Source organism: Microbacterium ureisolvens, from assembly GCF_019511645.1.
GTDB classification, from domain to species: domain Bacteria; phylum Actinomycetota; class Actinomycetes; order Actinomycetales; family Microbacteriaceae; genus Microbacterium; species Microbacterium ureisolvens_A.
The window spans coordinates 75307-99450 of the sequence record NZ_JAEUAX010000009.1 but is presented as its reverse complement, the minus strand read 5'-3'; the positions used below and the strand labels follow the sequence as shown (position 1 = coordinate 99450).

The 24144-nt window shown below is 71.7% G+C and carries 21 protein-coding genes and 1 pseudogene; 14 read left to right on the top strand and 8 right to left on the bottom strand.

The genetic code is table 11. From position 1 onward, the window contains the following. The first annotated feature begins 67 nt into the window (after positions 1–67). From iolB to JNB61_RS15335, 3 genes are all read left to right on the top strand, one after another. The gene (gene iolB, locus JNB61_RS15345) at positions 68–988 is read left to right on the top strand and encodes a 5-deoxy-glucuronate isomerase (RefSeq protein WP_220340162.1); all 921 of its coding nucleotides are present in this window, start codon (positions 68–70) and stop codon (positions 986–988) included. Further along, complete coding sequence (iolD, locus tag JNB61_RS15340) at positions 988–2901, top strand: 3D-(3,5/4)-trihydroxycyclohexane-1,2-dione acylhydrolase (decyclizing) (protein WP_220340161.1); 1914 nt, start codon at positions 988–990, stop codon at positions 2899–2901. Before iolB ends, iolD begins: the two co-directional genes overlap by 1 nt. A gap of 96 nt (positions 2902–2997) precedes the next feature. Then, entirely contained in the window at positions 2998–4275 is a 1278-nt protein-coding gene (locus JNB61_RS15335) for an ATP-binding protein (RefSeq protein WP_220292010.1), read from the top strand. A 122-nt stretch (positions 4276–4397) separates the two neighbouring features. On the opposite strand, the gene JNB61_RS15330 is transcribed toward JNB61_RS15335, so the two are convergent. Next, complete coding sequence (locus JNB61_RS15330; RefSeq protein WP_220340160.1) at positions 4398–5528, bottom strand: Gfo/Idh/MocA family protein; 1131 nt, start codon at positions 5526–5528, stop codon at positions 4398–4400. Then, a complete protein-coding gene (locus JNB61_RS15325) occupies positions 5528–6346 on the bottom strand; it encodes a sugar phosphate isomerase/epimerase family protein (protein WP_220292021.1) in 819 nt (272 codons plus the stop codon). Before JNB61_RS15325 ends, JNB61_RS15330 begins: the two co-directional genes overlap by 1 nt. Before the next feature lie 129 nt (positions 6347–6475). On the opposite strand from JNB61_RS15325, the gene JNB61_RS15320 reads away from it, so the two are divergent. Together JNB61_RS15320 and JNB61_RS15315 are read left to right on the top strand one after the other, a co-directional pair. Further along, positions 6476–7102, top strand: coding sequence for a TetR/AcrR family transcriptional regulator (locus tag JNB61_RS15320; RefSeq protein WP_159847199.1), 627 nt, complete (start codon positions 6476–6478; stop codon positions 7100–7102). A gap of 11 nt (positions 7103–7113) precedes the next feature. Further along, entirely contained in the window at positions 7114–8172 is a 1059-nt protein-coding gene (locus JNB61_RS15315) for an FUSC family protein (protein WP_220340159.1), read from the top strand. Positions 8173–8185: 13 nt separating this feature from the next. Here the strand turns inward: JNB61_RS15315 and JNB61_RS15310 are convergent, their stop codons facing one another. Both JNB61_RS15310 and JNB61_RS15305 read right to left on the bottom strand, forming a co-directional pair. Then, on the bottom strand, positions 8186–8938 hold the full coding sequence (locus tag JNB61_RS15310) for a YidC/Oxa1 family membrane protein insertase (protein WP_220292161.1): 753 nt from the start codon (positions 8936–8938) through the stop codon (positions 8186–8188). A gap of 87 nt (positions 8939–9025) precedes the next feature. Further along, positions 9026–9370: a DUF6412 domain-containing protein gene (locus JNB61_RS15305; RefSeq protein WP_220292025.1), complete on the bottom strand. Its 345-nt coding sequence runs from the start codon at positions 9368–9370 to the stop codon at positions 9026–9028. Positions 9371–9498: 128 nt separating this feature from the next. Here JNB61_RS15305 and JNB61_RS15300 point away from each other — a divergent pair, with 128 nt between their 5' ends. Next, positions 9499–11622 (top strand): RecQ family ATP-dependent DNA helicase, encoded by a 2124-nt coding sequence (locus tag JNB61_RS15300; protein ID WP_220340158.1) that lies wholly within the window; start codon positions 9499–9501, stop codon positions 11620–11622. 46 nt (positions 11623–11668) lie between these two features. Here the strand turns inward: JNB61_RS15300 and JNB61_RS15295 are convergent, their stop codons facing one another. Continuing rightward, positions 11669–12190, bottom strand: coding sequence for a hypothetical protein (locus JNB61_RS15295; RefSeq protein WP_220340157.1), 522 nt, complete (start codon positions 12188–12190; stop codon positions 11669–11671). Positions 12191–12488: 298 nt separating this feature from the next. On the opposite strand from JNB61_RS15295, the gene JNB61_RS15290 reads away from it, so the two are divergent. The 8 genes from JNB61_RS15290 (at position 12489) to JNB61_RS15255 (ending at position 21084) form a co-directional block, all read left to right on the top strand. Next, positions 12489–13349, top strand: coding sequence for a sulfurtransferase (locus tag JNB61_RS15290; protein ID WP_220292062.1), 861 nt, complete (start codon positions 12489–12491; stop codon positions 13347–13349). Beyond that, positions 13346–13963, top strand: coding sequence for an FMN reductase (msuE, locus tag JNB61_RS15285; protein ID WP_220292064.1), 618 nt, complete (start codon positions 13346–13348; stop codon positions 13961–13963). Before JNB61_RS15290 ends, msuE begins: the two co-directional genes overlap by 4 nt. Before the next feature lie 160 nt (positions 13964–14123). Then, positions 14124–15155 carry a pyridoxal-phosphate dependent enzyme gene (locus JNB61_RS15280; RefSeq protein WP_308291277.1) on the top strand — a complete coding sequence of 344 codons (1032 nt, stop codon included), beginning with the start codon at positions 14124–14126 and terminating at the stop codon, positions 15153–15155. Then, complete coding sequence (locus tag JNB61_RS15275; RefSeq protein ID WP_220340156.1) at positions 15152–16312, top strand: cystathionine gamma-synthase; 1161 nt, start codon at positions 15152–15154, stop codon at positions 16310–16312. The genes JNB61_RS15280 and JNB61_RS15275 overlap by 4 nt, the downstream gene beginning before the upstream one ends. Before the next feature lie 25 nt (positions 16313–16337). Continuing rightward, positions 16338–18395, top strand: coding sequence for an NADH:flavin oxidoreductase (locus JNB61_RS15270; RefSeq protein WP_220340155.1), 2058 nt, complete (start codon positions 16338–16340; stop codon positions 18393–18395). A gap of 40 nt (positions 18396–18435) precedes the next feature. After that, positions 18436–19995: an SLC13 family permease gene (locus JNB61_RS15265; protein WP_220340154.1), complete on the top strand. Its 1560-nt coding sequence runs from the start codon at positions 18436–18438 to the stop codon at positions 19993–19995. A 124-nt stretch (positions 19996–20119) separates the two neighbouring features. Continuing rightward, the gene (locus JNB61_RS15260) at positions 20120–20695 is read left to right on the top strand and encodes a TetR/AcrR family transcriptional regulator (protein WP_220340153.1); all 576 of its coding nucleotides are present in this window, start codon (positions 20120–20122) and stop codon (positions 20693–20695) included. Positions 20696–20760: 65 nt separating this feature from the next. After that, a complete protein-coding gene (locus tag JNB61_RS15255) occupies positions 20761–21084 on the top strand; it encodes a DUF7882 family protein (protein WP_220292074.1) in 324 nt (107 codons plus the stop codon). Positions 21085–21228: 144 nt separating this feature from the next. On the opposite strand, the pseudogene JNB61_RS15250 reads toward JNB61_RS15255, so the two are convergent. From JNB61_RS15250 to JNB61_RS15240, 3 genes and pseudogenes are all read right to left on the bottom strand, one after another. Then, positions 21229–21531 (bottom strand): annotated as a pseudogene (locus tag JNB61_RS15250) (DUF7882 family protein); the annotation flags it as partial. A 43-nt stretch (positions 21532–21574) separates the two neighbouring features. Beyond that, positions 21575–22978, bottom strand: a complete 1404-nt coding sequence (locus JNB61_RS15245; protein ID WP_220292076.1) for an aspartate aminotransferase family protein — start codon at positions 22976–22978, stop codon at positions 21575–21577. A 106-nt stretch (positions 22979–23084) separates the two neighbouring features. After that, entirely contained in the window at positions 23085–24083 is a 999-nt protein-coding gene (locus tag JNB61_RS15240) for a LacI family DNA-binding transcriptional regulator (RefSeq protein WP_220340152.1), read from the bottom strand. Positions 24084–24144: the final 61 nt, after the last annotated feature.

Genomic DNA, 24144 nt, shown 5'->3' with positions numbered 1-24144 from the left:
GGCCGCGATCCGGGGGGACTCGCGGCCGCGGCATCCGTCCCACACAATCGACACACGAGAGCACGACATGACCACAACGGACCAGCGCTGGTTCCACCGCCGAGGTGACCTCGCCCGTGACGGCTGGGAGAGCGTCGTCGACGCGACCACTCCCGGATGGCAGCACACGGGCATCCGCATCGCCGAACTCCGCGAGGGCGAGACGCTGACGCTCGACGATCGCGGTGTCGAGCGCATCGTGGTGCCGCTCGCGGGCGAGTTCCGCGTCGTGCACCACCACTTCCCGGGCGAGTGGGAGACACGCCTGCACGGGCGCGCCTCGGTGTTCGACGGCCCCACCGATGTGCTGTATCTGCCGTCAGGGACGACCGCCGAAGTACGTGGTCACGGGCGCGTCGCTGTCACCGAGGCTCCGACGACCGAGACGCGCCCGTGGCAGTACATCCCCGCGTCCGACACTCCGATCGAGCTGCGCGGCGCCGGTCGCTCGAGCCGTCAGGTGCACAACTTCGGCACGCCGCAGGCGCTGGACGCCGCACGCCTCATCGTGTGCGAGGTCATCACGCCGGCCGAGAACTGGTCGTCGTACCCGCCGCACAAGCACGACGAGCACGTGCCCGGCCACGAGTCGCGCCTCGAGGAGATCTACTACTTCGAGACGGCGCCGGTGGCGGGATCGGATGCTGCGGCCGAGAGCTCGTTCGGCATGTTCAGCACGTACTCGTCCCCGGCGGGCGAGATCGACATCAACGCGATGGTGCGCACTGGCGACATCGCGCTTGTGCCCTTCGGCTACCACGGTCCCGCCGTGGCGGCCCCGGGATACGACCTCTACTACCTCAACGTCATGGCCGGCCCCGACCCCGAGCGGCAGTGGCTGATCAGCGACGACCCCGCGCACGCGTGGGTGCGCGACACCTGGACCGGGCAGGCTTTCGACGAGCGCCTGCCCTACACGACCGGCACGAAGAAGGAAGGCGACCGCTGATGGGCACGACGAAGCGGATGACGGTGAGCCAGGCGCTCGTGGAGTTCCTGGCGCACCAGTGGACCGTGGACGGTGACATCCGCGAGCGGACGATCCCGGGCATGTTCGGCATCTTCGGGCACGGGAACGTGGCAGGGATCGGGCAGGCGCTGAAGCAGGTCAATGTCGAGGACCCCGACCTGATGCCGTACCACCAGGCCCGCAACGAGCAGGCGATGGTGCACCAGGCCGTCGGCTACGCCCGCGTGCACCGCCGCCGCGGCACGTACGCGTCAGCCGCGTCCGTCGGCCCGGGCGCTGCGAACATGCTCACCGCCGCGGCCCTCGCCACCACCAACCGCCTTCCGGCGCTGCTGCTGCCCAGCGACACCTTTGCGACGCGCGTCGCCGACCCGGTGCTGCAGCAGCTCGAGCAGCCGTGGGACATCGGCCTGCAGGTGACCGACGCCTTCCGCCCGCTGTCGCGCTTCTTCGACCGCGTGCAGCGCCCCGAGCAGCTCTACTCGATCGCCCTCGCCGCGATGCGCGTGCTCACCGACCCGGCCGAGACCGGCGCCGTGACGATCGCGCTTCCCGAGGACGTCCAGGCCGAGGCCCTCGACGTCCCCGTCGAATTCCTGCAGGACCGCGAGTGGCACATCCGCCGCCCGCTGCCCGAGCGCGGGCCGCTCGCCCGCGCCGTCGCTGCGATCCGGGGCGCGAAGAACCCGTTCATCGTCGCCGGCGGCGGCGTGATCTACTCCGGCGCCGAGGACCAGCTGCGCGCACTCGTCGAGGCCACCGGCATCCCCGTCGGCACGTCGCAGGCCGGTGGTGGGGTGCTGAACTGGGACCACGCCCAGAACCTCGGCGGCGTCGGCGCGACCGGCACCCTCGCGGCCAACCGCCTCGCGGCAGAGGCCGACGTCGTCATCGGCATCGGCACGCGGTACAGCGACTTCACGACCGCGTCGCGCACCGCGTTCCAGAACCCCGACGTCGTGTTCGTCAACATCAACGTCGCGTCCTTCGACGCCTACAAGCATGGGTCGCAGCTTCCCGTCGTCGCCGACGCGCGCGAGGCGCTGACTGAGCTCGCGATCGAGCTCGAGGGCTTCGAGGTCGGTCGCGAGTACTCCGAGCGCATCGCCCGCGCGAAGGCGGAATGGGATGCTGCGGTGGACGCGGCGTTCGAGCCTTCTGGTCTCGCGCTCCCGGGCCAGCCCGAGATCATCGGCGCCGTGCAGTCGACCAGCGCGCCGGAGGACGTCATCGTTCAGGCGGCGGGCTCTCTGCCCGGCGACCTGCACAAGCTGTGGCGCGTTCGCGATCCGCTCGGGTACCACGTCGAGTACGCCTTCTCCTGCATGGGATACGAGATCGCCGGCGGCCTGGGCGCCAAGCGGGGCCTCCTCGCCGACGGCGACGATCGCGACGTGATCGTGATGGTGGGCGACGGCTCGTACCTCATGCTCAACACCGAGCTCGTCACCGCGGTCGCTGAGGGCATCAAGATCATCGTCGTGCTCATCCAGAACCACGGGTACGCGTCGATCGGCCACCTGTCGGAGACGGTCGGGTCCGAGCGCTTCGGCACCTGGTACCGCGAGTACGACGGCGAGGCCCGCAACTTCCAGGGCGAGAAGGTCCTTCCGGTCGACCTCGCCATGAACGCGCGCAGCTACGGCCTCGATGTCATCGAGATCGAGCCCGGTACCTCGGCCATCGACGACCTGAAGGCGGCCGTCGCGCAGGCGAAGGCATCCGATCGCTCGACCTTCATCCACATCAACAGCGACCCGCTCATCTATGCGCCCGACGGCGACGGATGGTGGGACGTGCCGGTGTCGGAGGTCTCGACGCTCGAGAGCACGCAGCGGGCGCGCGAGGAGTATCTCGCGCAGCGAGGGCGGCAGCGTCCGCTGCTCGGGTGACCGGTTGGCGGCGCCGGCCGCCGTCATGCGGCTGCCCGTACACCCGGCGGATGGGTAGCCTGAGGCGACCCACCTCGCACCGAAGGGAGTCCGGGCATGGCAGGCTGGCGCATCCGCGACTATCACGCCGACGACGTCGACGGGATCCTGCGACTATGGGAGCAGGTGACAGCGGAGGGGTCCGAGCCGGTCTACAGCCTCTCCGAGGTGCTCGCGTCGTGTGCGAAGGACCACGCCGTGGTCGCGGTCGTTGGCGAGCAGGTGGTCGGCGCCGCGATCGGCCGCGTCGCGCACGCGCAGGGCTGGGTGGTGTTCCTGGCCACCGCCTCGCACGTGCGGGGTGTCGGCATCGGGTCGTCGCTGCTCGCGGCGCTCGAGGCGCGGATGGCACCCGAGGGCATCTCGAAGCTGTCGGCGCTCATGCCCGCGGCCGAGACCCGGATGGGCGCCTTCCTGCATCAGGGGTTCGCGCTGATCCAGGACCTCCACTACTTCGAGCGGCACATCCCGGTGCAGCGCGAGGAGCTCAAGCGCCTGGCTGAGCTCGGCGGACGGGTGCTGCCCCGCGGCCTCTGGGACGCCGTCGGCGGCATGAACACCGAGAAGGAGCTGCTCGAGCGGCGGGTCGTGCTGCCGCTGGCGCAGTCTGAGCTCGCCGAGAGGTTCGGCGTGGTGCCGCCGCGCGCGATCGTGCTTTTCGGCCCACCCGGAACCGGCAAGACCACGTTCGCGAAGGCGATCGCGTCGCGCCTGGAGTGGTCGTTCGTCGAGGTCTTCCCTTCGCGGCTCGCCGCGCATCCCGGCGGTCTCGCCGGCGCACTGCGCGAGACGTTCGCCACGATCGCCGAGCTCGAGCACGCCGTGGTCTTCATCGACGAGGTCGAGGAGATCGCCTCGCACCGCCAGGGCGAGCCTCCGTCGCCCACGCAGGGCGTCACGAACGAGCTGCTCAAGATCATCCCCGCCTTCCGCGAGCAGCCCGGACGCCTCCTGATCTGCGCGACGAACTTCATCAGATCGTTGGATGCCGCGTTCCTCCGTCACGGCCGGTTCGACTACGTCATCCCGATCGGCCTTCCTGATCAGCAGGCCCGCGATGCGATCTGGCGCCGGTACATCCCCGAGGCGGCGGTGGGGATCGACGTACCGGAGCTGGTTGCGATGACCGACGGGTTCTCGCCCGCCGACATCGAGTTCGCGGCGCGCAAGGCATCGCAGTCCGCGCTCGAGAACGCCGTCGACTCCGGTGCCGACGAGCCCGCCGGCCCGTTCATGGACGACTACACCGCCGCGATCGCGGGGACCCGCGCCACCGTCTCAGCCCAGGTCGCCGCCGACTTCCTTGAGGACATCGAGACCGTCGGCCGCCTGTAGCGGTGTCGAGAGCGCACGATGTCGACGCGGTGGGGTGACGGATGCCGCGGGCTGCAGCATCCGTAACCTGCATGAAGGCCCCCTGCCTGGCGGCAGAGGGCCTTCGCGCGGACCGCGGTCGGTCAGAGCGTGGCGGCCAGCGGGTCGAAGTCCGCGGGAAGCGACCCGACCTCGCCGAGGGTGCTCTCGACGTCGACGTACGTGCGCGATGCGGCGGCCTCTTCGATCGACAGCAGAGTGTCGAGCACGTGGTAGCCGAACTCGCCGGTCGCGATGTGCGGGCGGCCGTCGCGGATCGAGCGGGCCATGTCGAGCAGGCCCAGCCCGCGGCCGGCGAGCACACCCTCCTGCGGCACCTCGAGGATCTCCTGGTCGCTCACCGACGCGTCGGTGAGCGGCCGGACGATCGTGATGTCGCCGCCGAAGGTGTTCGGGTCGGGGATCACGAGAGTGCCCTCCGTGCCGTTGATCTCGACGATGCCGTGGCGCTTGAGCGGCGAGTCGGTGCTGTACAGGCTCTGCGCCTGACCGCCCTGCTCGAAGTCCATGAGCACAGACAGCGTCGACGGGATCTCCACCGGGAACTCCTGGCCGGCGAGCTCGCCGGACTTGACCGTGCGCGTCGGCACTCCCTGCAGGCCGAGCGCGGCCACCGAGGCGACCGGCCCGAACACGTGAAGGAGAGTCGACACGTAATACGGGCCCATGTCCAGCAGCGGGCCGGCGCCCTTGGCGTAGAGGAACGCGGGGTTCGGGTGCCAGAGCTCCGGACCCTGCCACTGGAACGTGGTGGTCGCGAACAGCGGGCGGCCGATGTCGCCGCGTGCGATCGCGCGCTTGGCCGTCTGCACGCCCGGGCCGAGCACGGTGTCGGGGGCGACGCCGACGCGCAGGCCCGCGGCATCCGCCGTCTTGAGCAGTCGCTGCGACTCCTCGCGGTCGATGCCGATGGGCTTCTCGGTCCACACGTGCTTGCCGGCGGCGATCGACGCCAGCGACACCTCGACGTGCACGGCCGGAATCGTGAGGTTCACGATGATGTCGACGTCGGGATCGTTCAGCACGCTGTCGACGCTGCCCCCGCGCGGCACGCCGTACTTGGCGGCCTGGGCCTTCGCGCGGTCCTCGAGCAGGTCGCCGACCGCGAGCACGCGTACGTCGGGGAAGCTCGTGAGATGCGTCAGGTACTGGTCGCTGATGTTGCCCGCGCCGATGATGCCGACGCCGACGGCTCCGGAGGAAGACGTGGCCATCAGGCGACTGCCTTCTCGCTGAGCGTCTCGTCGAGGAAGACGCGGCTCTGCTCGACCGCGTCGAACAGGTCGCCGTTGAAGTGGTCGAACTCCACGATCGCGACCTCGAGCGCGTTCGCCGCGGCGAGCGCCTCGGCCAGCGGGACGACGCCCCGGCCGGCGGGGACCTGGTCGGCCGGCGGGTAGGCGGCGATGGCCTCGGCCTCGAGAGTGCCGTCCTTGACGTGCACGGCGATCACCCGGTCGCCGAGCACGCGGAGGAGAGCCGGCGAGTCGACGCCGGCGCGGGCCGCCCAGTAAAGGTCGACCTCGAGCACGACGCGCTCGTCGAGCAGCTCTGCGAGCAGTTCGAGGCCCGTCTTGCCGTCGAACGTCGCCTCGAGCTCGTGCGCGTGGTTGTGGTAGCCGACACGGATGCCGCGGGCGGCGCCGAGCTCGGCCGCGGCGTTGAGCTGCCGGGCGATGTCGGCGATGTGCTCCCGGCTCTGCCAGAGAGCGGGGTCGGTGTACGGCTCGATGACCGTGGTCATGCCGAGGGTCTCGGCGGCGTCGAAGACGGCCTCCGGGGCGGGCACCGCGCGGGTCGTCGTCGTGCCGTCGGGGTTGACGAAAGACGTCGAGGCGAGGAAGGCGTGGCCGGTCGGCGCGGCGATGCCGTTGGCCTTCAGCGCAGCTGCGAGGGGCTCGGCCCGGTGCACGAAGTCGTAGGGCTCGGCGGCGGTGAAGCCGCGTGCGGCGAGCTCGGCCAGGGTGCCTTCGAGGTCGGCCTCGAGAGCCTCCCGGACGGTGAACAGCTGGATGGATGTCTGGACCGGCATCGGTCGCGCTCCTTCGGTGTCTGCTTCGACGGGTCTGTCTGAATGGCGGACGCGGGCGAATCGCCCCGTCCCTGGAAACGGTACCACGAAAACCTCCAGGTGGAGGTTTTTATTCGATAGCATTGTGCAATGGCCGACGAGGAACACCAGCCGACGCCGCGCGGGTCGTACGCCAAGGGCGTCGCCCGTCGGCAGGAGATCCTCGACCGGGCCATCGAAGTGTTCGCGAAGCGCGGCTCGGACCGCACCAGCCTGCGGGCTATCGCCGAGGAGGTCGGCGTCACGCACGCCGCCCTCAAGCACTACTTCGGGTCGCTCGAGGAGCTCCTGATCGCCGTATACCGCCAGTCCGAGGCGCGCGGCGACGACTGGGAGCCCGTTCCGCCCGATGTGACGCCCACCGAGCTCCTTCGCCGGTGGAGCGACGCCAACCACGAGGTGCAGGGCCTCGTCCAGCTCTACTCGTCGCTGGTCGCCTCGGCCCTGGAAGAGGGGCATCCTGCCGCGCGCGAGTTCGCGACGCAGCGCTTCGTGCGCGTTCGCGCCGAGATCGCCGAACGCGTGCGGCACAACCAGAGCACGGGCCGCATCCGGTCCGACGTCGACCCGATGGCCGCCGCCGCACTCGTGATCGCCGCATCCGACGGTCTGCAGACCCAGTGGCTGCTCGACCCGGACGCCCCGCAGGATGCCGCGCTCGCCCTCCTCGACCAGCTTCTCTCGGAGCCGGCGCCGGCTGAGCGCCCGGCGGTCTGACGGCCGAACGGATGCCGCAGCACAGCGCCGCCCGGAGGTTCGCAGCCGATCTGCGGCACGCCGCGACCAGCCTTTTCCGCCTCGCGCCCGCGCCGGCCCCGCGGTGGGCGATCGGCCTGCGCGCGGCGATCGCGATGACGGTGCCCATCGCGGCGATGACGCTGCTCGGGCGTCCTGACCTCGGCTTCCAGGCGGCGACCGGCGCCTTCGTCGCGCTGTACGGCACTCACCTCCCGGTGCTCGAGCGATCGCGCGTCGTGCCCTTCGTCGCAGGCGGCCTCGTCCTCGCGGCTGTGCTCGGCGCCCTGGCGGGTCCGTCGCCCGTGGCGACGCTGATCGGGCTCGTGGTGATCGCGATCGCCGCAGCCGTCGCGATGTTCGGCTTCGCGGTCGGTCCGCCCGGTCCGCTGTTCGCGGTGCTCGTCTACGGGCTGTCGGCGCACATCGTCGCGTCGGGGGCGGATGCCGCGACCTACGTCGCGGCGGTGGCTTGCGGCATCCTTTTCTCCTCGCTCGTCTCGCTGGCGCCGGTGGTGCTGCGAAGCCGGCGTCGCGTCGCCGCGCGGCCGCTCCGGCAGGTGCTGCCGGGCCCCGCGTGGCCGCCGGGGGAGCGGATGCTCGTGGTCCGCGTCGCGCTCGTCACGGTCGTCGGGATCGGGGTGGGGCTGTTCGTCGACCCGGGCCGCGCGTACTGGATCGTCGGTGCCGGGATCGCGGTCGTGGGCGTCGCCGCCGATCGGCGGGCCGCGTTCAGCCGGGGCCTGCACCGCATGATCGGCACGATCCTCGGCGCGGGCGTGTATCTGCTCCTCGCTCCTCTGCCGCTCCCGGCGCTGTGGCTCGCGCTGCTCCTGGGCGTGCTCCAGTTCACGATCGAGCTGTTCGTCGTGCGCAATTACGCGCTCGCGCTCGTCTTCATCACGCCGCTCGTGCTGTTGCTCACCGGCGCCGCCACCGGAGCGGTCGACACCCTCGCGGTCGCGAGCGAGCGCGTGATCGACACGCTGGCCGGCGCCGTGCTGGGCGCCGCGAGCGGCGTGCTGCACGCCCGCGACAAACGGGTGGGCTGACCGCGGTCGCGGCTCATGCGCTCGCGAGCGGGTAGATCCTGCGCAGCACCACCCGTTGCACCAGAGTCCACGCGACGGTGGTGGCGAGGTACAGCGCGGCGGCGAGCGGCACGAACAGGGCGAAGACCGCGGTCGTGAACTGCAGCGCGCCGGCGATCCTTGCGATGCCGGCGCCGGCGGGGGCCGCCGCATCCGTCGAATCCTCCATCTGCGGGCGGAACGCGCGGCGCGTGACCTCGGCCGCCACGACGATCACGACGGTCACTCCCGCGAACACCCCGAGGGTCGCCGCGGAGGCGGTCCCTGCGGCGATGGCTCCCACGAGGCTGGTTCCGAGCGGTACCGAGACGAGCTCGTGGGCGAGGAGCGCATTGGCGTGCCCGGCGATCGCGGGGTGCAGGAAGAGCGCGTAGACGATCGCGACAACGGGCGCCTGTGCGAGCATCGGCAGGCAGCCTGCGAAGGGCGACGCCTTCTCGTCGGCGTAGAGCTTCATTGTCTCGCGCTGCATGCGCTCCGGGTCCTTCTTGTGGCTGCGCTGCAGTTCACGCAGCCTCGGTGCGAGGCGGCTGCGGGTCTGCTCGGCCTTCGCCTGCGCGATCCCCGCGGGGATGAGCGCCGCGCGCACCAGCAGGGTCAGGACGATGACGGATGCCGCGGCCGCCGCGGATCCGGCGAGAGGTTCGAGCAGCGCTGCGAGCCCCATGAGCAGGGAGTAGGCCGCGTCGAGGATCGCGGCGACAGGCGGGAAGGCGTAGAAGTCCATGAAGGGGTGTCCGTTCGTCGGGTGCTGATTCGTGGCGTGCGGCCACGAAGGCACCGACGAGCGGTCCTCGGGGGAGCGTGCGTCGGGCTACGCGGCCAGGGCCGCGCTACCCGGGGCGCGCGGACGGGAGTGTCCCGGAGCGTCGGGGTGCGACGCGGTGAGCCGCGTAGAGTCGGCGATCGCGCGGCGCGGGTGGGCCGAGGCGGCGATCGTGCGAGCGGGGACGAGGAAGACGGCGATCGCGACGGCGAGGAGCGCGAGCGTCGCGGCGACGGCGACCGCGATCACGAGCGCGGCGGCCTCGGGGTGAGGCGCGGGTGCGATCTCGAACAGTGATCGCGCGGCCATGCCGAGGAGGTCCGCCGCCGGGCGCAGTGCGGAGGCGAGCACCTCGAGGACGAGGCGAAGCACCACGGCGATGGTCTCGGCCATGGGCGCCTCCCTCCTCGCCGCCACCGTAGCACGTGGGGTGGAGGCTGCCGGTCGGAGGCGCCGGGGCGAGTGGCCACCGCCGTTGCGTCGCAGTCGCCGGTGTCGGTCCTCTCAGGCAGGGTGGAGGGGTGACAGCGACCGCCACCACCCGCATCGAAGCCCTCGGCGTGCTCCGCACCCTCGTGGGGCGCGACGACGCCGACTTCCACGAGGGCCAGTTCGAGGCGGTCGAGGCGCTCGTCGACGATCGCCGCCGGGCGCTCGTGGTGCAGCGCACCGGGTGGGGCAAGTCGGCGGTGTACTTCGTGTCGACGCTGCTGCTGCGACGGCGCGGGGCGGGGCCCACCGTGCTGGTGTCGCCCCTCCTGGCGCTCATGCGGGATCAGATCGCCGCGGCGGCCCGCGCCGGGGTGCGGGCCGTGAAGATCGACTCGACCAACGCGCACGAGTGGGGCGACGTGCTCGCCCGGCTCGACCGCGACGAGGTCGATGTTCTGCTCGTTTCACCCGAGCGCCTCAACAACCCCTCGTTCCGCGACGAGCAGCTGCCGCAGCTCGTCGCCCGCATCGGCCTCCTCGTCGTCGACGAAGCGCACTGCATCAGCGACTGGGGCCATGACTTCCGCCCCGACTACCGGCGCCTGCGCGACCTCATCGCGCGCATGCCAGCGGGAGTGCCGGTGCTCGCGACCACCGCGACCGCCAACAGCCGCGTGGTCGCCGACGTCGCCGAGCAGCTCGACGCCGGCATGGCCGAGACGGATGCCTCGACTCCCGGCGTCCTCACGATCCGCGGTCCGCTCGCTCGGGCGTCGCTGAGGCTCGGCGTGCTACGTCTGCCGGACTCCCCGAGGCGGCTCGCGTGGCTCATCAGCCACCTCGGCGACCTGCCAGGATCGGGCATCATCTACACATTGACCGTGGCGGCCGCGAACGACACCGCACGGCTGCTGCACGAGCGCGGGTACGACGTGCGCGCCTACACCGGGCAGACCGACACCGACGAGCGCGAAGAGTCGGAGGCGCTCCTCAAAGAAAACCGCGTGAAGGCGCTCGTGGCGACCAGTGCACTCGGCATGGGGTTCGACAAGCCCGACCTCGGCTTCGTCGTGCATCTCGGAGCGCCGTCATCGCCCGTCTCGTACTACCAGCAGGTCGGCCGCGCCGGCCGCGCGACCGACTCCGCCGACGTGCTGCTGCTCCCCGGCGTCGAGGATCGCGACATCTGGCACTACTTCGCGACCGCATCGATGCCCGATCGCGACCGCGCCGAGCGGGTGCTCGCGGCGCTCGCAGCCGCGGGCGGACCGATGTCGACGCCGGCCCTCGAGGCGGTCGTCGACATCCGGCGCACGCCGCTCGAACTGCTGCTGAAGGTGCTCGACGTCGACGGCGCCGTCGGTCGTGTGCGCGGCGGGTGGATCGCCACCGGTGAGCCGTGGGCATACGACGAGGAGCGCTATCGCCGCATCGCGGCTGAGCGCATCGCCGAGCAGCAGCACATGATCGACTACGAAGAGACGCCGGGCTGCCGCATGGAGTTCCTGCAGCGCTCGCTCGACGACGACACCGCAGCGCCCTGCGGCCGCTGCGACAATTGCGCAGGAGCGTGGTTCCCCACGACGATCGGCTCTGCAGCGACGGATGCCGCGGCCGCCGCCCTCGACAGGGTCGGCGTGCCCATCGAGGTGAGGCGGCAGTGGCCGACCGGCGCCGACCGGCTCGGCGTGCCGGTGAAGGGTCGCATCGCCGCGGGCGAACAGGCCACGGAAGGGCGTGCGCTCGGGCGGCTCACCGACCTCGGCTGGGGCGGCGCGCTCCGCGACCTGTTCGCGGCCGGAGCCGCCGACGCGTCCGTACCGCAGAACGTGCTGGGCGCGTGCGTGCGGGTCCTCGCGGACTGGGGCTGGGAGAACCGCCCCGTCGCGGTCGTCGCGATGCCGTCTCGGGCGAAGCCGATGCTCGTCGACTCGCTCGCGCGCGGCATCGCCGAGATCGGCAGGCTGCCGTTCCTCGGGACGCTCGACCTCGTCGACGGCGGGCCGACCGGGCAGCCCGGTGGCAACAGCGCCTTCCGCGTCGCGGGGGTCTGGGGCCGGTTCTCCGCCGCGGGCCTGGACATCCCGGCCGGGCCGGTGCTCCTCGTCGACGACCGCGTCGACAGCGGCTGGACGCTCACCGTCGCCGCGCGCGAACTCCGCCGCGCGGGCGCCACCGAGGTGCTCCCGTTCGCCCTCGCGCTCCGCGGCTGACGCCTGCGCGCTCCCGCCGGCCCTCCCGCCCTTCGTGGCGAGGGACTCAGGACTGAGTGGGCGGCTTCGGTCGCGGCCGGCGCACGATGAGGTAGATCACCGCGGCAGCGACGAGCAGCACCACCAGCACGACCCACGGCACCCAGTTGATGGGTGCGGCGGCGCTGTCTCCTGCCTCGGCGGTGGGCGAAGGCGTCGCGGCGGCAGTGGGCGTCGGCGTGGGAGGAGCCGTCGGCGTGGGGGTGGGGGTCGTGGTCGCCGTCGGCTCCGGCGTAGAAGTCGCCGTCGGCTCCGGCACCGCCGTGGGCACCGGCACCGGCGTCGTCGGCTCGGCGGTGGGCTCCGGCACGACGGTCGGTTCCGGTGTGGGCTCGGGCGTCGGCTCCGGCGAAGGCGCGGGGGAGCGCGTCGGTACCAGCGGCGTCCGCGTGGGTTGCGGGGTCGGTTGCACGGTCGGCTCGGGGGATGCCGGCCGTGTCGGCAGGTCGGTGGGCAGAGCCGTCGGGAGAGCGGTGGGCAGGGGGATGCCGCCGTTGCCGCATCCGGCGAGAAGCGTGAGCCCCGCCACGAGAGCGACTCCAGCGAGCAGCCGAGCTGCACGGGCACCCCGTGAAGCCCGGGATTCACGTGTCGCGCGAGGGTGCGGCATCCGTTTCCTCCATCGGTTCTGGCGGAATCGTATGGCCCCGCGCCTGACCCGAGCCGGATTCGGATCGAGACACTCCGTACCGGCCGTACCGTCGCCCGGCCCGAGACGGCTTCGCGGTGACACTCCGTGTGACCACGTGTGACGCTCCGTGTCGCCGTGTCGCGGCGTGTGTCGTCACGACGACCCGCGTGTTCCGCAACCGGGCGAGCATGGCCGCATGCCTTCCCCGATCATCTCGCCGACCGAGCTCGCCGACCTCATCCGCAGCGGCACCCCGCCGCGAATCCTCGACGTGCGCTGGCGGCTCGACCAGCCCGAGGGTCGGCCGGCATACCTCGACGGGCACCTGCCGGGCGCGGTCTACGTCGACCTCGACCACGAACTGGCGCGCCGCGGCGACCCGCGGGAGGGGCGCCACCCGCTGCCGCCGCGGGAGCAGCTCCAGGCTGCGGCTCGGCGGTGGGGCATTCGCGACGGCGACACCGTCGTGGCATACGACGACGTGCACTCGGTCGCCGCCGCCCGCGCATGGTGGGTGCTGACGCGATCGGGGCTCGCCGATGTGCGCGTGCTCGACGGCGGTCTGCGGGGCTGGCTGGCCGAACGACTTCCGCTCGACACCGGTGACGTGCTGCCCCGCCCGCCCGGCGACGTCGTGCTCGACGAGATCACCGAGGGCGTCGCCGACATCGACGGCGTGGAGGAGTGGCCGGACCACGGCCTGCTGCTCGACGTGCGCGCGCCGGAGCGGTACCGCGGCGACGCGGAGCCGCTCGATCCGGTCGGTGGGCACATCCCCGGCGCGGTGAACCTCCCGACGACGGTGCACCTGACCGCCGGCAAGTTCCGCTCGCCCGAGGAGATCCGCGCCGAGTTCGCCGCCGCGGGGGTGGTCGACGGCGTCTCGGTGGCGGCCTACTGCGGGTCCGGCATCGCGGCGACGCACACGGCGCTCGCGGGCGCGCTCGCCGGCATCGAGGTCGTGGTCTATCCGGGGTCGTGGAGTCAGTGGTCGCGTACGCGCGGCCGCTTGGCCGCCGTCGGCCCTGCGCCGTCGCTGGACGTGGTGCCGGTATGACGGAGGCGCTGCGGGAGGCCCCCGCCATCCAGACCATCGCCGACCGACCACTGCGCGTCGTAGGGGTGTCGGGTTCGCTCCACGAGCCGAGCCGGACCACCGCGCTGGTGCGGACGATCCTCGCCGGTGTGGCCGAGCGCATCCCGGCGGAGACGCAGCTCATCGAGATCGCGACGCTCGGCGCCGGCTTCGCGGGCGCGCTCACCCGGGAAGAGGTCGCCCCCGAGGTCGAGAACGCCCTGCAGGGGATCGAGTCCGCGGACCTTCTCGTCGTCGCCAGCCCGGTGTACCGGGCGTCGTTCACCGGGCTGTTCAAGCACCTGTTCGACTTCGTCGGCCAGTACGACCTTGTCGGCACGCCCGTGCTCCTCGCTGCCACCGGGGGCGGGGAGCGGCACGCGCTCATCATCGAGCACCAGCTGCGGCCGCTGTTCGGCTTCTTCCAGGCGCTGACGCTGCCCATCGGCGTCTATGCGTCGAACAGCGACTTCGTGAACTATGAACTCACCTCGCCCGACGTCGCACGCCGCGTCGTGCAGGCCGTCGACCGTTCGCTGCCGCTCGTCGAGCAGGCCGCGCTGGTTCGCCGATCGGAGTACGTCGCGACCTGGTGATCCGCGGCGCCTCGACGCCGCGCCGCCCGTGCACATAGACTGACGGTCGTGTTGACCTGTCGGTGTTGTCGCCCCTGTTGTTGAAGCGTTCGCTTCTCACACACTCCCGCGACCCCGACAACCTCCCGCGCACCCGCGCGGCAACACACCAGGACACAACGTGCGTTACGCCCAGAGCGTGGCCGACCTCGTCGGCGACACCCCCCTCGTCCAGCTGACCCGTGTCACCGACGGCATCGCCGCGACGGTGCTCGCGAAGGTCGAGTACTTCAACCCCGGCGGGTCCGCCAAGGACCGTATCGCCCGCCGCATCATCGACGCCGCCGAGCGTGACGGGCAGCTGTTGCCGGGCGGCACGATCATCGAGCCGACGAGCGGGAACACCGGAGTCGGCCTTGCCCTCGTCGCCATCGAACGCGGCTACCGGATGATCTTCGTCGTGCCCGACAAGTTCGCCGGCGCCAAGGTCGCCGTGCTGAAGGCCTACGGGGCCGAGGTCGTCGTGACCGAGACGAGCGTGCCGCCCGAGGATCCCCGCTCGTACTACAGTGTGGCGGACCGGCTCGTGCGCGAGATCCCCGGAGCATTCAAGCCGAACCAGTTCGCGAACCCGAACGGACCCCTCAGCCACTACGAGACGACCGGGCCGGAGATCTGGCGCGACACCGACGGGCGGGTCACCCACTTCGTCGCGGGCATCGGCACCGGCGGCACCATCACCGGCACCGGCCGCTTTCTCCACGAGGTGTCGGGCGGCGCCGTGCGGGTCGTCGGGGCCGACCCGGAGGGGTCGATCTACTCCGGCGGGCCGCTGCACGGCTACCTCGTCGAAGGCGTCGGCGACGACTTCTGGCCCGAGAGCTACGACCCGTCGGTGCCCGACGAGATCCATCGCGTCTCCGACGCCGAGGCATTCGCGATGACGCGCCGACTCGCCCGCGAGGAGGGGCTCCTCGTCGGCGGATCGAGCGGGATGGCGGTGGTAGCGGCGCTGCGCACCGCGCGCGATCTCCCCGCCGATGCGGTCGTCGTCGTGCTGCTGCCCGACCACGGCCGCGGCTACCTCGACCGGTTCTACGACGACGGCTGGATGCGCGACCACGGCTTCGAGGTCGGAGAATCCGACCTCTCACCCGGCGCACATCGCGGGCCCGAGGCATCCGTCACCCCCACCCAAGGAGCACCCGAATGACCGAGTCCACGAACGACCGCGGGTTCGAGACCCGCGCGGTGCATGCCGGGCAGGCCTTCGACCCGACGACGGGGGCCGTGATCCCGCCGGTGCATTTCTCGACGACGTACGCGCAGGACGGCATCGGCGGGCTGCGCCAGGGATACGAGTACGGCCGCAGCGGAAATCCCACGCGCACCGCGCTCGAGACGCAGCTGGCCGCGCTCGAGGGTGGTGCCCACGCGCTGTCGTTCGCCTCCGGCCTCGCCGCCGAGGACGCACTGCTGCGCGCCGCGCTGAAGCCCGGCGACGAGGTTCTTCTCGGCAACGACGTCTACGGCGGCACGTACCGCCTCATCGCGCGGGTGCTCGGCGCGTGGGGCGTCGGCATCCGGGTCGTCGACATGAGCGACCTCGGCGCGGTGCGCGCAGCCCTCGAGGAACGCCCGGCGCGCATCGTGTGGGTCGAGACGCCGAGCAATCCGCTGCTGCGGATCACCGACATCGCGGGCCTCGCGAAGCTGGGGCACGACGCCGGTGCGCTCGTCGTCGTCGACAACACGTTCGCGTCGCCGGCGCTCCAGCAGCCGCTCGCGCTCGGCGCCGACGTCGTGGTGCACTCCACGACCAAGTACCTGGGCGGGCATTCCGACGTCGTCGGCGGCGCGCTCGTGCTCAACGACGACACCCTGTACGGCGAGGTGAAGTTCCTGCAGTTCGCGGTCGGCGCCGTGTCGGGCCCGCTCGATGCGTGGCTGACGACCCGCGGCATCAAGACGCTGGCCCTGCGCATGCAGCGGCACAGCGAGAACGCGCAGGAGATCGCGGAGTTCCTGTCGGGTCACGGCTCGGTGGCGCGGGTCTACTACCCCGGGCTCGCTGGGCACCCCGGGCACGAGCTCGCCGCGCGGCAGATGAGCCGCTTCGGCGGGATCGTGTCGGTGGCGCTGGCGGATGCTGCGTGCGCACGTCGCTTCGCGGAGTCGACGCGCCTGTTCCAGCTGGCGGAGTCCCTCGGCGGCGTCGAGTCGCTCATGAACTACCCCGACGAGATGACCCACGCCTCCGTGCGCGGCACCGAGCTCGCCGTTCCGCCGGAGGTCGTGCGCCTCTCGGTCGGCATCGAGTCGTCCGCCGACCTCCTCGCGGATCTCGACCAGGCTCTTTCCGGCCTCTGACGCCACCGGACGTAGGCTCGAGGGCATGACCGCGAGCCCCGGCATCCGATCGTCCGTCCTCGCGCAGCCGCTTCGGATCGGCGCCGTCACGGTGCCGAACCGGATCATGCAGACGGCGCACTCCAAGCAGTACTCCGACCGCGTCGAGTCCGACCGGGAGACGGCGTACTTCGTGCGCCGCGCCCTCGGCGGATGCGGGCTCTTCGTCGCCGGCAACCACTTCGTGCACCCGACCGGCTCGATCCGGGGTTTCGAGGACGCGTATCGCCCTGAGGGCGTGGCCGCCTCGAAACGGATGACCGATGCCGTGCACGAGGCGGGCGCGAAGATCTTCGTGCAGCTCAACCACCACGGCGCGCAGGCGCAGCCCGATGGGCCTGACGGGCCGCGGGCGGTGTACGCGCCGTCCCGGTCGATCTCGCCGTCGACCGGACACGCGACCCGCGAGATGGATCGTGCTGACATCGCGTCGTTCGTCGAGGGGTGGGCGCTGTCGGCCGAGCGCGCCCGCGACGGCGGCTTCGACGGCGTCGAGATCCACATGGCGCACGGCTACCTGCTGCATCAGTTCCTCTCGCCGCTCTACAACGCCCGCACCGATGAATACGGCGCCGGCGAGGACGCCGCCGGCCTCGAGGGCCGCACGCGGTTCCCTCGCGAGGTGCTGCGCGCGGTGCGCGAGCGGGTGGGCGACGACTTCACCGTGGGCATCCGCATCGTGGCGAACGAGTTCCACCCCGACGGGATCGACGGCGCAGGGATGCGCGAGGTCATCGCGCGCCTGCGGCAGGAGGCGCGCATCGACTTCCTCGACCTCGCCGCCGGCGGCTACCACAACGTGCACTACGTCTTCCCGTCGTCACCGATGCCCTACGCCTGGCTGCGCGACGACGTCGCCGCCATCAAGGCCGCGAACCCCGACGTGCCGGTGTTCGGCGTCGGCGCGGCCCGCGCGGTCGAGGAGGCCGAGGAGGTGGTCGGCTCCGGCGTCGCGGACATGGTCGCGCTCACCCGCGCGCAGATCGCCGACCCCGATCTCGGGCGCAAGCTGCTCGGGGTCGCACCCGTCGACACGGGGGAGCGCGGCATCCGTCATTGCATCCGGCTGAATCAGGGATGCCTCGGCCGCGGCAGCCGAGGACTCGCGATGTCGTGCACCGTGAACCCGCTCGCCGGCCGAGAGCTCGAACGCGGCGGGCGTCCGCGAGCGGCGTCGTCGCGGCGGTGGGTGGTCGTGGGGGGCGGCCCGGCGGGCATGCGTGCGGCCGTCGAGCTGGCCTCCGACGGGCACGCGGTCACGCTGCTGGAGCGGACCGGCGAGCTCGGTGGACAGCTGCGCCTCGCCCGCCGCGTGCCCGGCCGGGAGAGCGTGGGGCTGCTCGTCGACGACCTCGAACGCGACCTCGCGGCGGTCGGCGTCGATGTGCGGCTCGGCGTCGCGGCGACGGCGGAGGCGGTGCGCGGACTCGGGCCGGACGGCGTCGTCGTGGCGACCGGAGCCGCCGCGCCGGCCACGACCTCGCTCGCGCTCGGCGGGGCCTACGCCGGCGGGTTCCCGGCCGAGGGCACGGTCGACGCATTCGCAGCCGTCTCGGGGGCTCCGCTCGGCCGGAGGATCGCGGTGGTGGATGCCGACGGCACGGCGTACGCGGCCGGCATCGTGCTCACCCTGCTCGAGCAGGTCGACAAGCTCGAGCTGATCACCCCGTTCGAGACCGTCTTCCCGCACATCGGCGCCGGGTACGACCGCCCGCTCCTGCTCGATCGGCTCGGCGCGCACGGCGGCTTCCGGCGGAGCGTCGCCCGCCGCGTCGAGCGCATCGAGCCGGGCGCGGTCACGATCCGCGATGCGCTGACCGGGGCCGTTGACGCGATCCGCGGGGTGGACGCCGTCGTCGCGATCGAGCCGCGGGCGTCGATCGGTGTTCCCGGGCTGGACACGGATGCTGCGGCGGCAGCATCCGTGCCTGCCCGTGTCGTCGTGATCGGCGACGCCTTCGCCCCCCGCACGATCGACGCCGCGATCTTCGAGGCGGTGGAACTCGCCTACGATGTCGCGGGCCTCGCGACCCTCCGCGGCTGAGGTCCGAACCCGTCGGGAGGGCGGTGGCTACGCTGGGGCCGTGGACCCCGTCACCGCAACGCTCGTCATCCTGTTGCTCGCGGTGGTCGCGTTCGTGAGCAACCGCATGCCGATCGGCGTGGTGGCGATCGGTGTCGCGCTGGCCCTCTTCTTCACGGGCGTGCTGACGCTGCCGGAGGCGCTGGCCGGCTTCGGCGACCCGACGGTGCTGTTCATCGCCGCGCTGTTCGTGGTGAGCGAGGCGCTCGACGCCACGGGTGTCACCGCGTGGGCCGGTCAGAAGGTGATCGGCCGCGCCGGGACGAAGCGCACCACTCTCCTCGTCGTGATCTCGCTCCTCGTCGCCGTGCTGACGGCCCTCATCAGCATCAACGGCGCGGTCGCGGCGCTCCTGCCGCTCGTGGTGGTCGTCGCCGCCCGCGCGGGCATCGGCTCGTCGAAGCTCCTCATGCCCCTCGCGTTCGCGGCGTCCGCGGGCTCGCTCCTGCTGCTCACCGGCACCCCGGTCAACATCATCGTCTCCGAGTTCGCCGCCTCGGCAGGCGGGCGGGAGTTCGGGTTCTTCGAGTTCGCGCTGGTCGGCATCCCCGTCCTCCTCGGAACCGTCGCGATCCTCATCGCCGGCGGCGGTCTGGTCCCCGAGCGCAAGGGCGCCCTCATGCCGCTCGACCTCGTGCGGCACGCGCGCCTGCTGCGCCAGCAGTATTCGCTCACCCTCGATACCGGCGTGCTCCTCGGGCCTGAGACCGGCGTCACCGAGGTGGTCGTGGCGCCGCGGTCGCCCCTCATCGGCAAGCACGTGTGCGCCGGCATGACCACGCCCGACGGCGACCTCGTGGTGCTCGCCGCGCGGCGGGGCGACGAGCCGATGAGAGGCACGGAGTTCGTCGTCCAGGCCGGTGATGCGCTGCTGCTGCAGGGCGCGTGGGACGACCTCTCGCGCCGTACGAGCGACCCGGGGGTGCTCGTCGTCGACGATCCCGCGCGGCTGCGGCGGTCGGTCCCGCTCGGCAAGGGGGCGAAGCGTGCGATCGGCATCCTGCTCGCGATGATCCTGCTGCTCGCGACGGGACTGGTCCCGCCCGCGGTGGCCGCGCTGCTTGCTGCCTGCGCACTCGTGCTCACCCGCACGGTCACCGTGACGCAGGCGTACCACTCGATCTCATGGACGACCGTCGTGCTCATCGCCGGCATGATCCCGCTGTCGACGGCGTTCATCAGCACCGGCACGGCGGACCTCGTGGCGAACGGGATGCTGGCGGTCCTCGGCGACGCGGGGCCCCACGTCGCCCTGCTCGCCCTGTGCGGGCTGACGGTGGTGCTCGGACAGCTGATCAGCAACACGGCGACGGTGCTCATCGTCGCGCCCATCGCGATCTCGGTCGCGCAGTCGCTCGAGCTGTCGGTGCAGCCCTTCATGATGGCGCTCACCGTCGCGGGTGCGGCAGCCTTCCTCACGCCCATCGCGACACCCGCGAACCTCATGGTGATGGAGCCGGCCGGGTACCGCTTCGGTGACTACTGGAAGCTCGGCCTGCCGCTCGTGCTGTTCTTCCTCGTGATGGCGGTCTGGTACGTCCCGCTCGTCTGGCCGTTCTGACGCCGAAGATTCGGCGACTCGCCATGGCATCATGTCGTCGTCGACATCGGCGGTGAGCGCGACGACACGGCGGCCCTTCGGGGCGATCTTACCGGACACCTCTGTCCGGTACTAGGCTACAGCCGTGCCGAGCACCGCATCCCCCCGTGCGCTTCCTCGCCGGAACCGAGGCCCCGCCGCAGCCGCCGACAACCGCAAGGCGTTGATCGCCGCTGCCCGCGAGGTCTACGCCGAAGGCGGGCTCCAGGCCCCCTTCAGCGCCGTCGCCAAGCGCGCCGGCGTCGGGCAAGGAAGCCTGTACCGTCATTTCCCCGACCGCACCGCCCTCGCCGTCGCCGTCTTCGAAGACAACGTGCGCGATCTCGAGGAGTACATGGCGCCGCCCGACCGCACGATCGACAATCTGCTCGATCGTGTGGTGGATCAAGCGGTCGTGTCGACGGCGTTCATCGAGCTGATCACCGCAGATCTCTCCGACCGCCGGGTCGCGTCGCTCGGCGCGCGATTCCAGGCGCTCGTGGAGCGTCTGGTCGCGCGTGACCGGGCCGCCGGGCGCATCGGATCGCACATCGAGACCGAAGATGTGACCCTCGCGACCGGGATGCTGGCGACCGAGCTCGCCCGTGCCGATCGGTCCCAGCGGCCCGCACTCGCGCGCCGAGCCCGTGCGCTCTTCGCGGCGGCGTTCGCGCCGCGCTGACAGGGCATTCGCGCCCCGCTGATCAGGGCATTCGCGCCGCCCTGATCCGGCGTTAGGCTCCTGCCATGGGCCGGTTCATCTACGACACCAACGCCAACTCGGTAGACATCGACGACCGCACGCTGGCGCATCTGCGCATCGTCATGATGAACAAGCTGCGCCGCTCCGAGCCTTTCATGTTCGACGTCGAGATCGGCGACGGCAGCGGCCGGCGGAGCTTCTGGATCCACCCCTCGGTGCCGATCCAGTTCCACTTCTTCGGCAGCCGGCACCCGCGCATCAACCGCCGCTGGGTCGAGGAGCTGATGCTCTCGGCCAGCGGCCCCAACGGGCTGGCGATCCTTCCGGAGCCCGAGGACGACGACGCGCCGCGGCCGACGGAGGGATGAGCCCTAGCCGGTGACGTCGTCGGGCGTCACCTCGGTGCCGCCGACGGTGAGCCGATCGACATCCAGGTGCTCGACGTCGACATTGCCGAGTGCCACATCGGGGGCGTCGCCGCCCTCGACACCCTGCAGCACGGGCAGGGGGCCGGTGTCGAAGTGCTCGGCGACCAGCATGATGCCGCCTGTCGAGCTGGCCGAGTTGGCGAGCTCCTCGATCCACTCGCGGCTGAGCTCGGCGGGTTCGGGGTCGTCGAAGACGAACCGCAGCGGGATCGACGGGTGCAGCCAGATCGTGCTGCGGCCCCTGGGCTGGTCGTCGGGGTGCTGCCATGACACCGTGAAGCTTTCGTCGCGGCGCAGCTTCGTCGCGATGACGACCTTCAGATGCGCCAGCGCACGGTCCTCGATATGGATCGGCGTCGCGCCACCGCCGTAGTAGATCGTGCCCACGGGGCAACCATAACCCGCTTGCGCGGTCGGGCGCGCGGAAGCGTCAGAGTCGAGTCCATGCCTCCGTGAGGACGCTACGCAGGATCTGCTCGATCTCGTCGAACTCCGCGGGTCCGATCGTGAGGGGCGGGGCGAGCTGGATGACGGGGTCACCGCGGTCGTCGGCGCGGCAGTACAGACCCGCATCGAACAGCGCCTTCGACAGGAACCCGCGCAGCAGCCGCTCGGACTCGTCGTCGTCGAAGGTCTCCTTCGTCGCCTTGTCTTTCACGAGCTCGATGCCGAAGAAGTACCCGTCCCCGCGCACGTCGCCGACGATGGGCAGGTCGGTGAGCTTCTCGAGGGTCGAGCGGAACAGCGGAGAGTTCTCGCGGACGCGCTCGTTGAGGCCCTCCTCCTCGAAGATGTCCAGATTCGCCATCGCGACGGCCGCCGAGACCGGGTGCCCTCCGAAGGTGTAGCCGTGATAGAAGGCGCGGTCGCCGTGGGCGAACGGCTCGTAGACCTTGTCGCTCACGATGGTCGCGCCGATCGGCGAGTAGCCGCTGGTCATCGCCTTCGCGCATGTGATCATGTCGGGAACGTACCCGTAGGCGTCGCACGCGAACATGTGGCCGATGCGTCCGAACGCGCAGATGACCTCGTCCGAGACGAGCAGCACGTCGTACTTGTCGCAGATCTGGCGCACGCGCTGGAAGTAGCCGGGAGGCGGCGGGAAGCAGCCGCCCGAGTTCTGCACGGGCTCGAGGAAGACCGCCGCGACCGTGTCGGGGCCTTCGAAGAGGATCATCTCCTCGATGCGGTCGGCCGCCCACACCCCGAACTCCTCGAGGCTTCCCGACGGCGCCCCCATGTCGGCGGCGCGATAGAAGTTGGTGTTCGGCACGCGGAAGCCGCCCGGCGTGACCGGCTCGAACATCGACTTCATCGCTGGGATGCCGGTGATCGCCAGCGCACCCTGGGGAGTGCCGTGATAGGCCACCGAGCGCGAGATCACCTTGTGCTTGGTCGGCTGGCCCTGGATCTTCCAGTAGTACTTCGCGAGCTTGAACGCCGTCTCGACCGCCTCGCCGCCGCCGGTGGAGAAGAACACCTTGTTGAGGTCGCCCGGGGCGTAGTCGGCCAGCCGGTCGGCGAGCTCGATCGCGGCAGGGTGCGCGTACGACCAGATGGGGAAGAACGCGAGCTGCTCGGCCTGCTTCGCCGCGACCTCGGCGAGGCGCTTGCGGCCATGGCCCGCGGCGACGACGAACAATCCCGCCAGGCCGTCGATGTACTGCTTGCCCTGCGAGTCCCAGATGTGGTGACCCTCGCCCTTGACGATGATCGGCACACCCGGTCCGTCGGTCATCACGGACTGGCGGGCGAAGTGCATCCACAGGTGGTCTTTGGCCATCTGCTGCAGTTCGGCATCGGTGCGGGCGTGGCGTTCGGTCGTGATCGACATGGGGTGCCTTCCGTCAGACTGCTCCCACGCTACTCGGGTGCCCCGCGCGTCGACCTGCGACGTTTCGTCCGGTTCGGATGCTGCGGCCACCGGTCCGTCCGGATCCTCAGGTGGAGCCGCGCTCGACGAGCCGGGTCGGCAGCACGATCGGCGCCGGCGGCAGTGCGGCGCCGGCCGCGGCGTCGGCGAGGGCCGTCACGGCGGCCGCCGCCATCTCGCGGATCGGCTGCCGCACGGTCGTGAGGGGCGGGGTCAGCCACCGCGCGCCCCGCAGATCGTCGAACCCCACGACGAGCACCTCGTCGGGGATGCGGCGCCCGGTCGCCGCGGCGGCGGCGTACACGCCCGCAGCCATCTCATCGGTGCACGCGAAGACGCCGAGGCGTTCGCCGGGTGCGAGGCCACGCAGGAGGGGCAGTGCCGCCTCACGCGCCGCCGCTCCGCTCCAGTCCGCCTGCAGCGCGACGAGGTCGGCGCCGGGGGCCGCCACCCGCAGCGCTTCCCGGAAACCCGAGTTCCGCGCGCGGCCGTATCGGTACGGCGGGGATCCGAGCACGATCGCGAATCGCGTCGCGCCGCGCTCGACGAGGTGGGTCGCCGCCGCGAACGCGCCCTCGCGGTCCGTCGTCCGGACGCTCGCGAGGCCGCGGGAGGTCTCGGCCTGCGGGTCCATCAGCACGACCGGGATCTCCGCATCCGTGATCGCGGCCAATTGCGATGCCGTCGGCGAGATGAGCCCGAGGACCACGCCCGCCGAACCGCGCCGGCGGATGCGCATCGGCCAGTCGTCGTCCGGGGTGTCGCGCTCCTCGGTGAGGACGAGGTCGTAGCCCGCGGCCGCGGCCGCGCTGCGCGCACCGGCGGTCACCTCGTCGGAGTAGGCGTTGTGGAACCATCCGAGCACGAGGTCGACGAGGCGTGAGCTTCCGGAGGGTCGCCCGCCGGCCGCCGGATCGCGGGCGTACCCCAGTGCGCGCGCCGCGGCGAGCACCCGGCGCCGTGTCGCCGGGGCGAGGTCGCCGCGGCCCGAGAGGGCGCGCGAAGCGGTGCCCACGCTCACGCCGGCGTGGACCGCGACGGCGGCGAGGGTCACGCGGGCAGGCATGCGACCAGTTTTGCGCAAGTTCCTCGACCAGCGCGAGTCCCCGGTGGCATCGTCTGTTCCG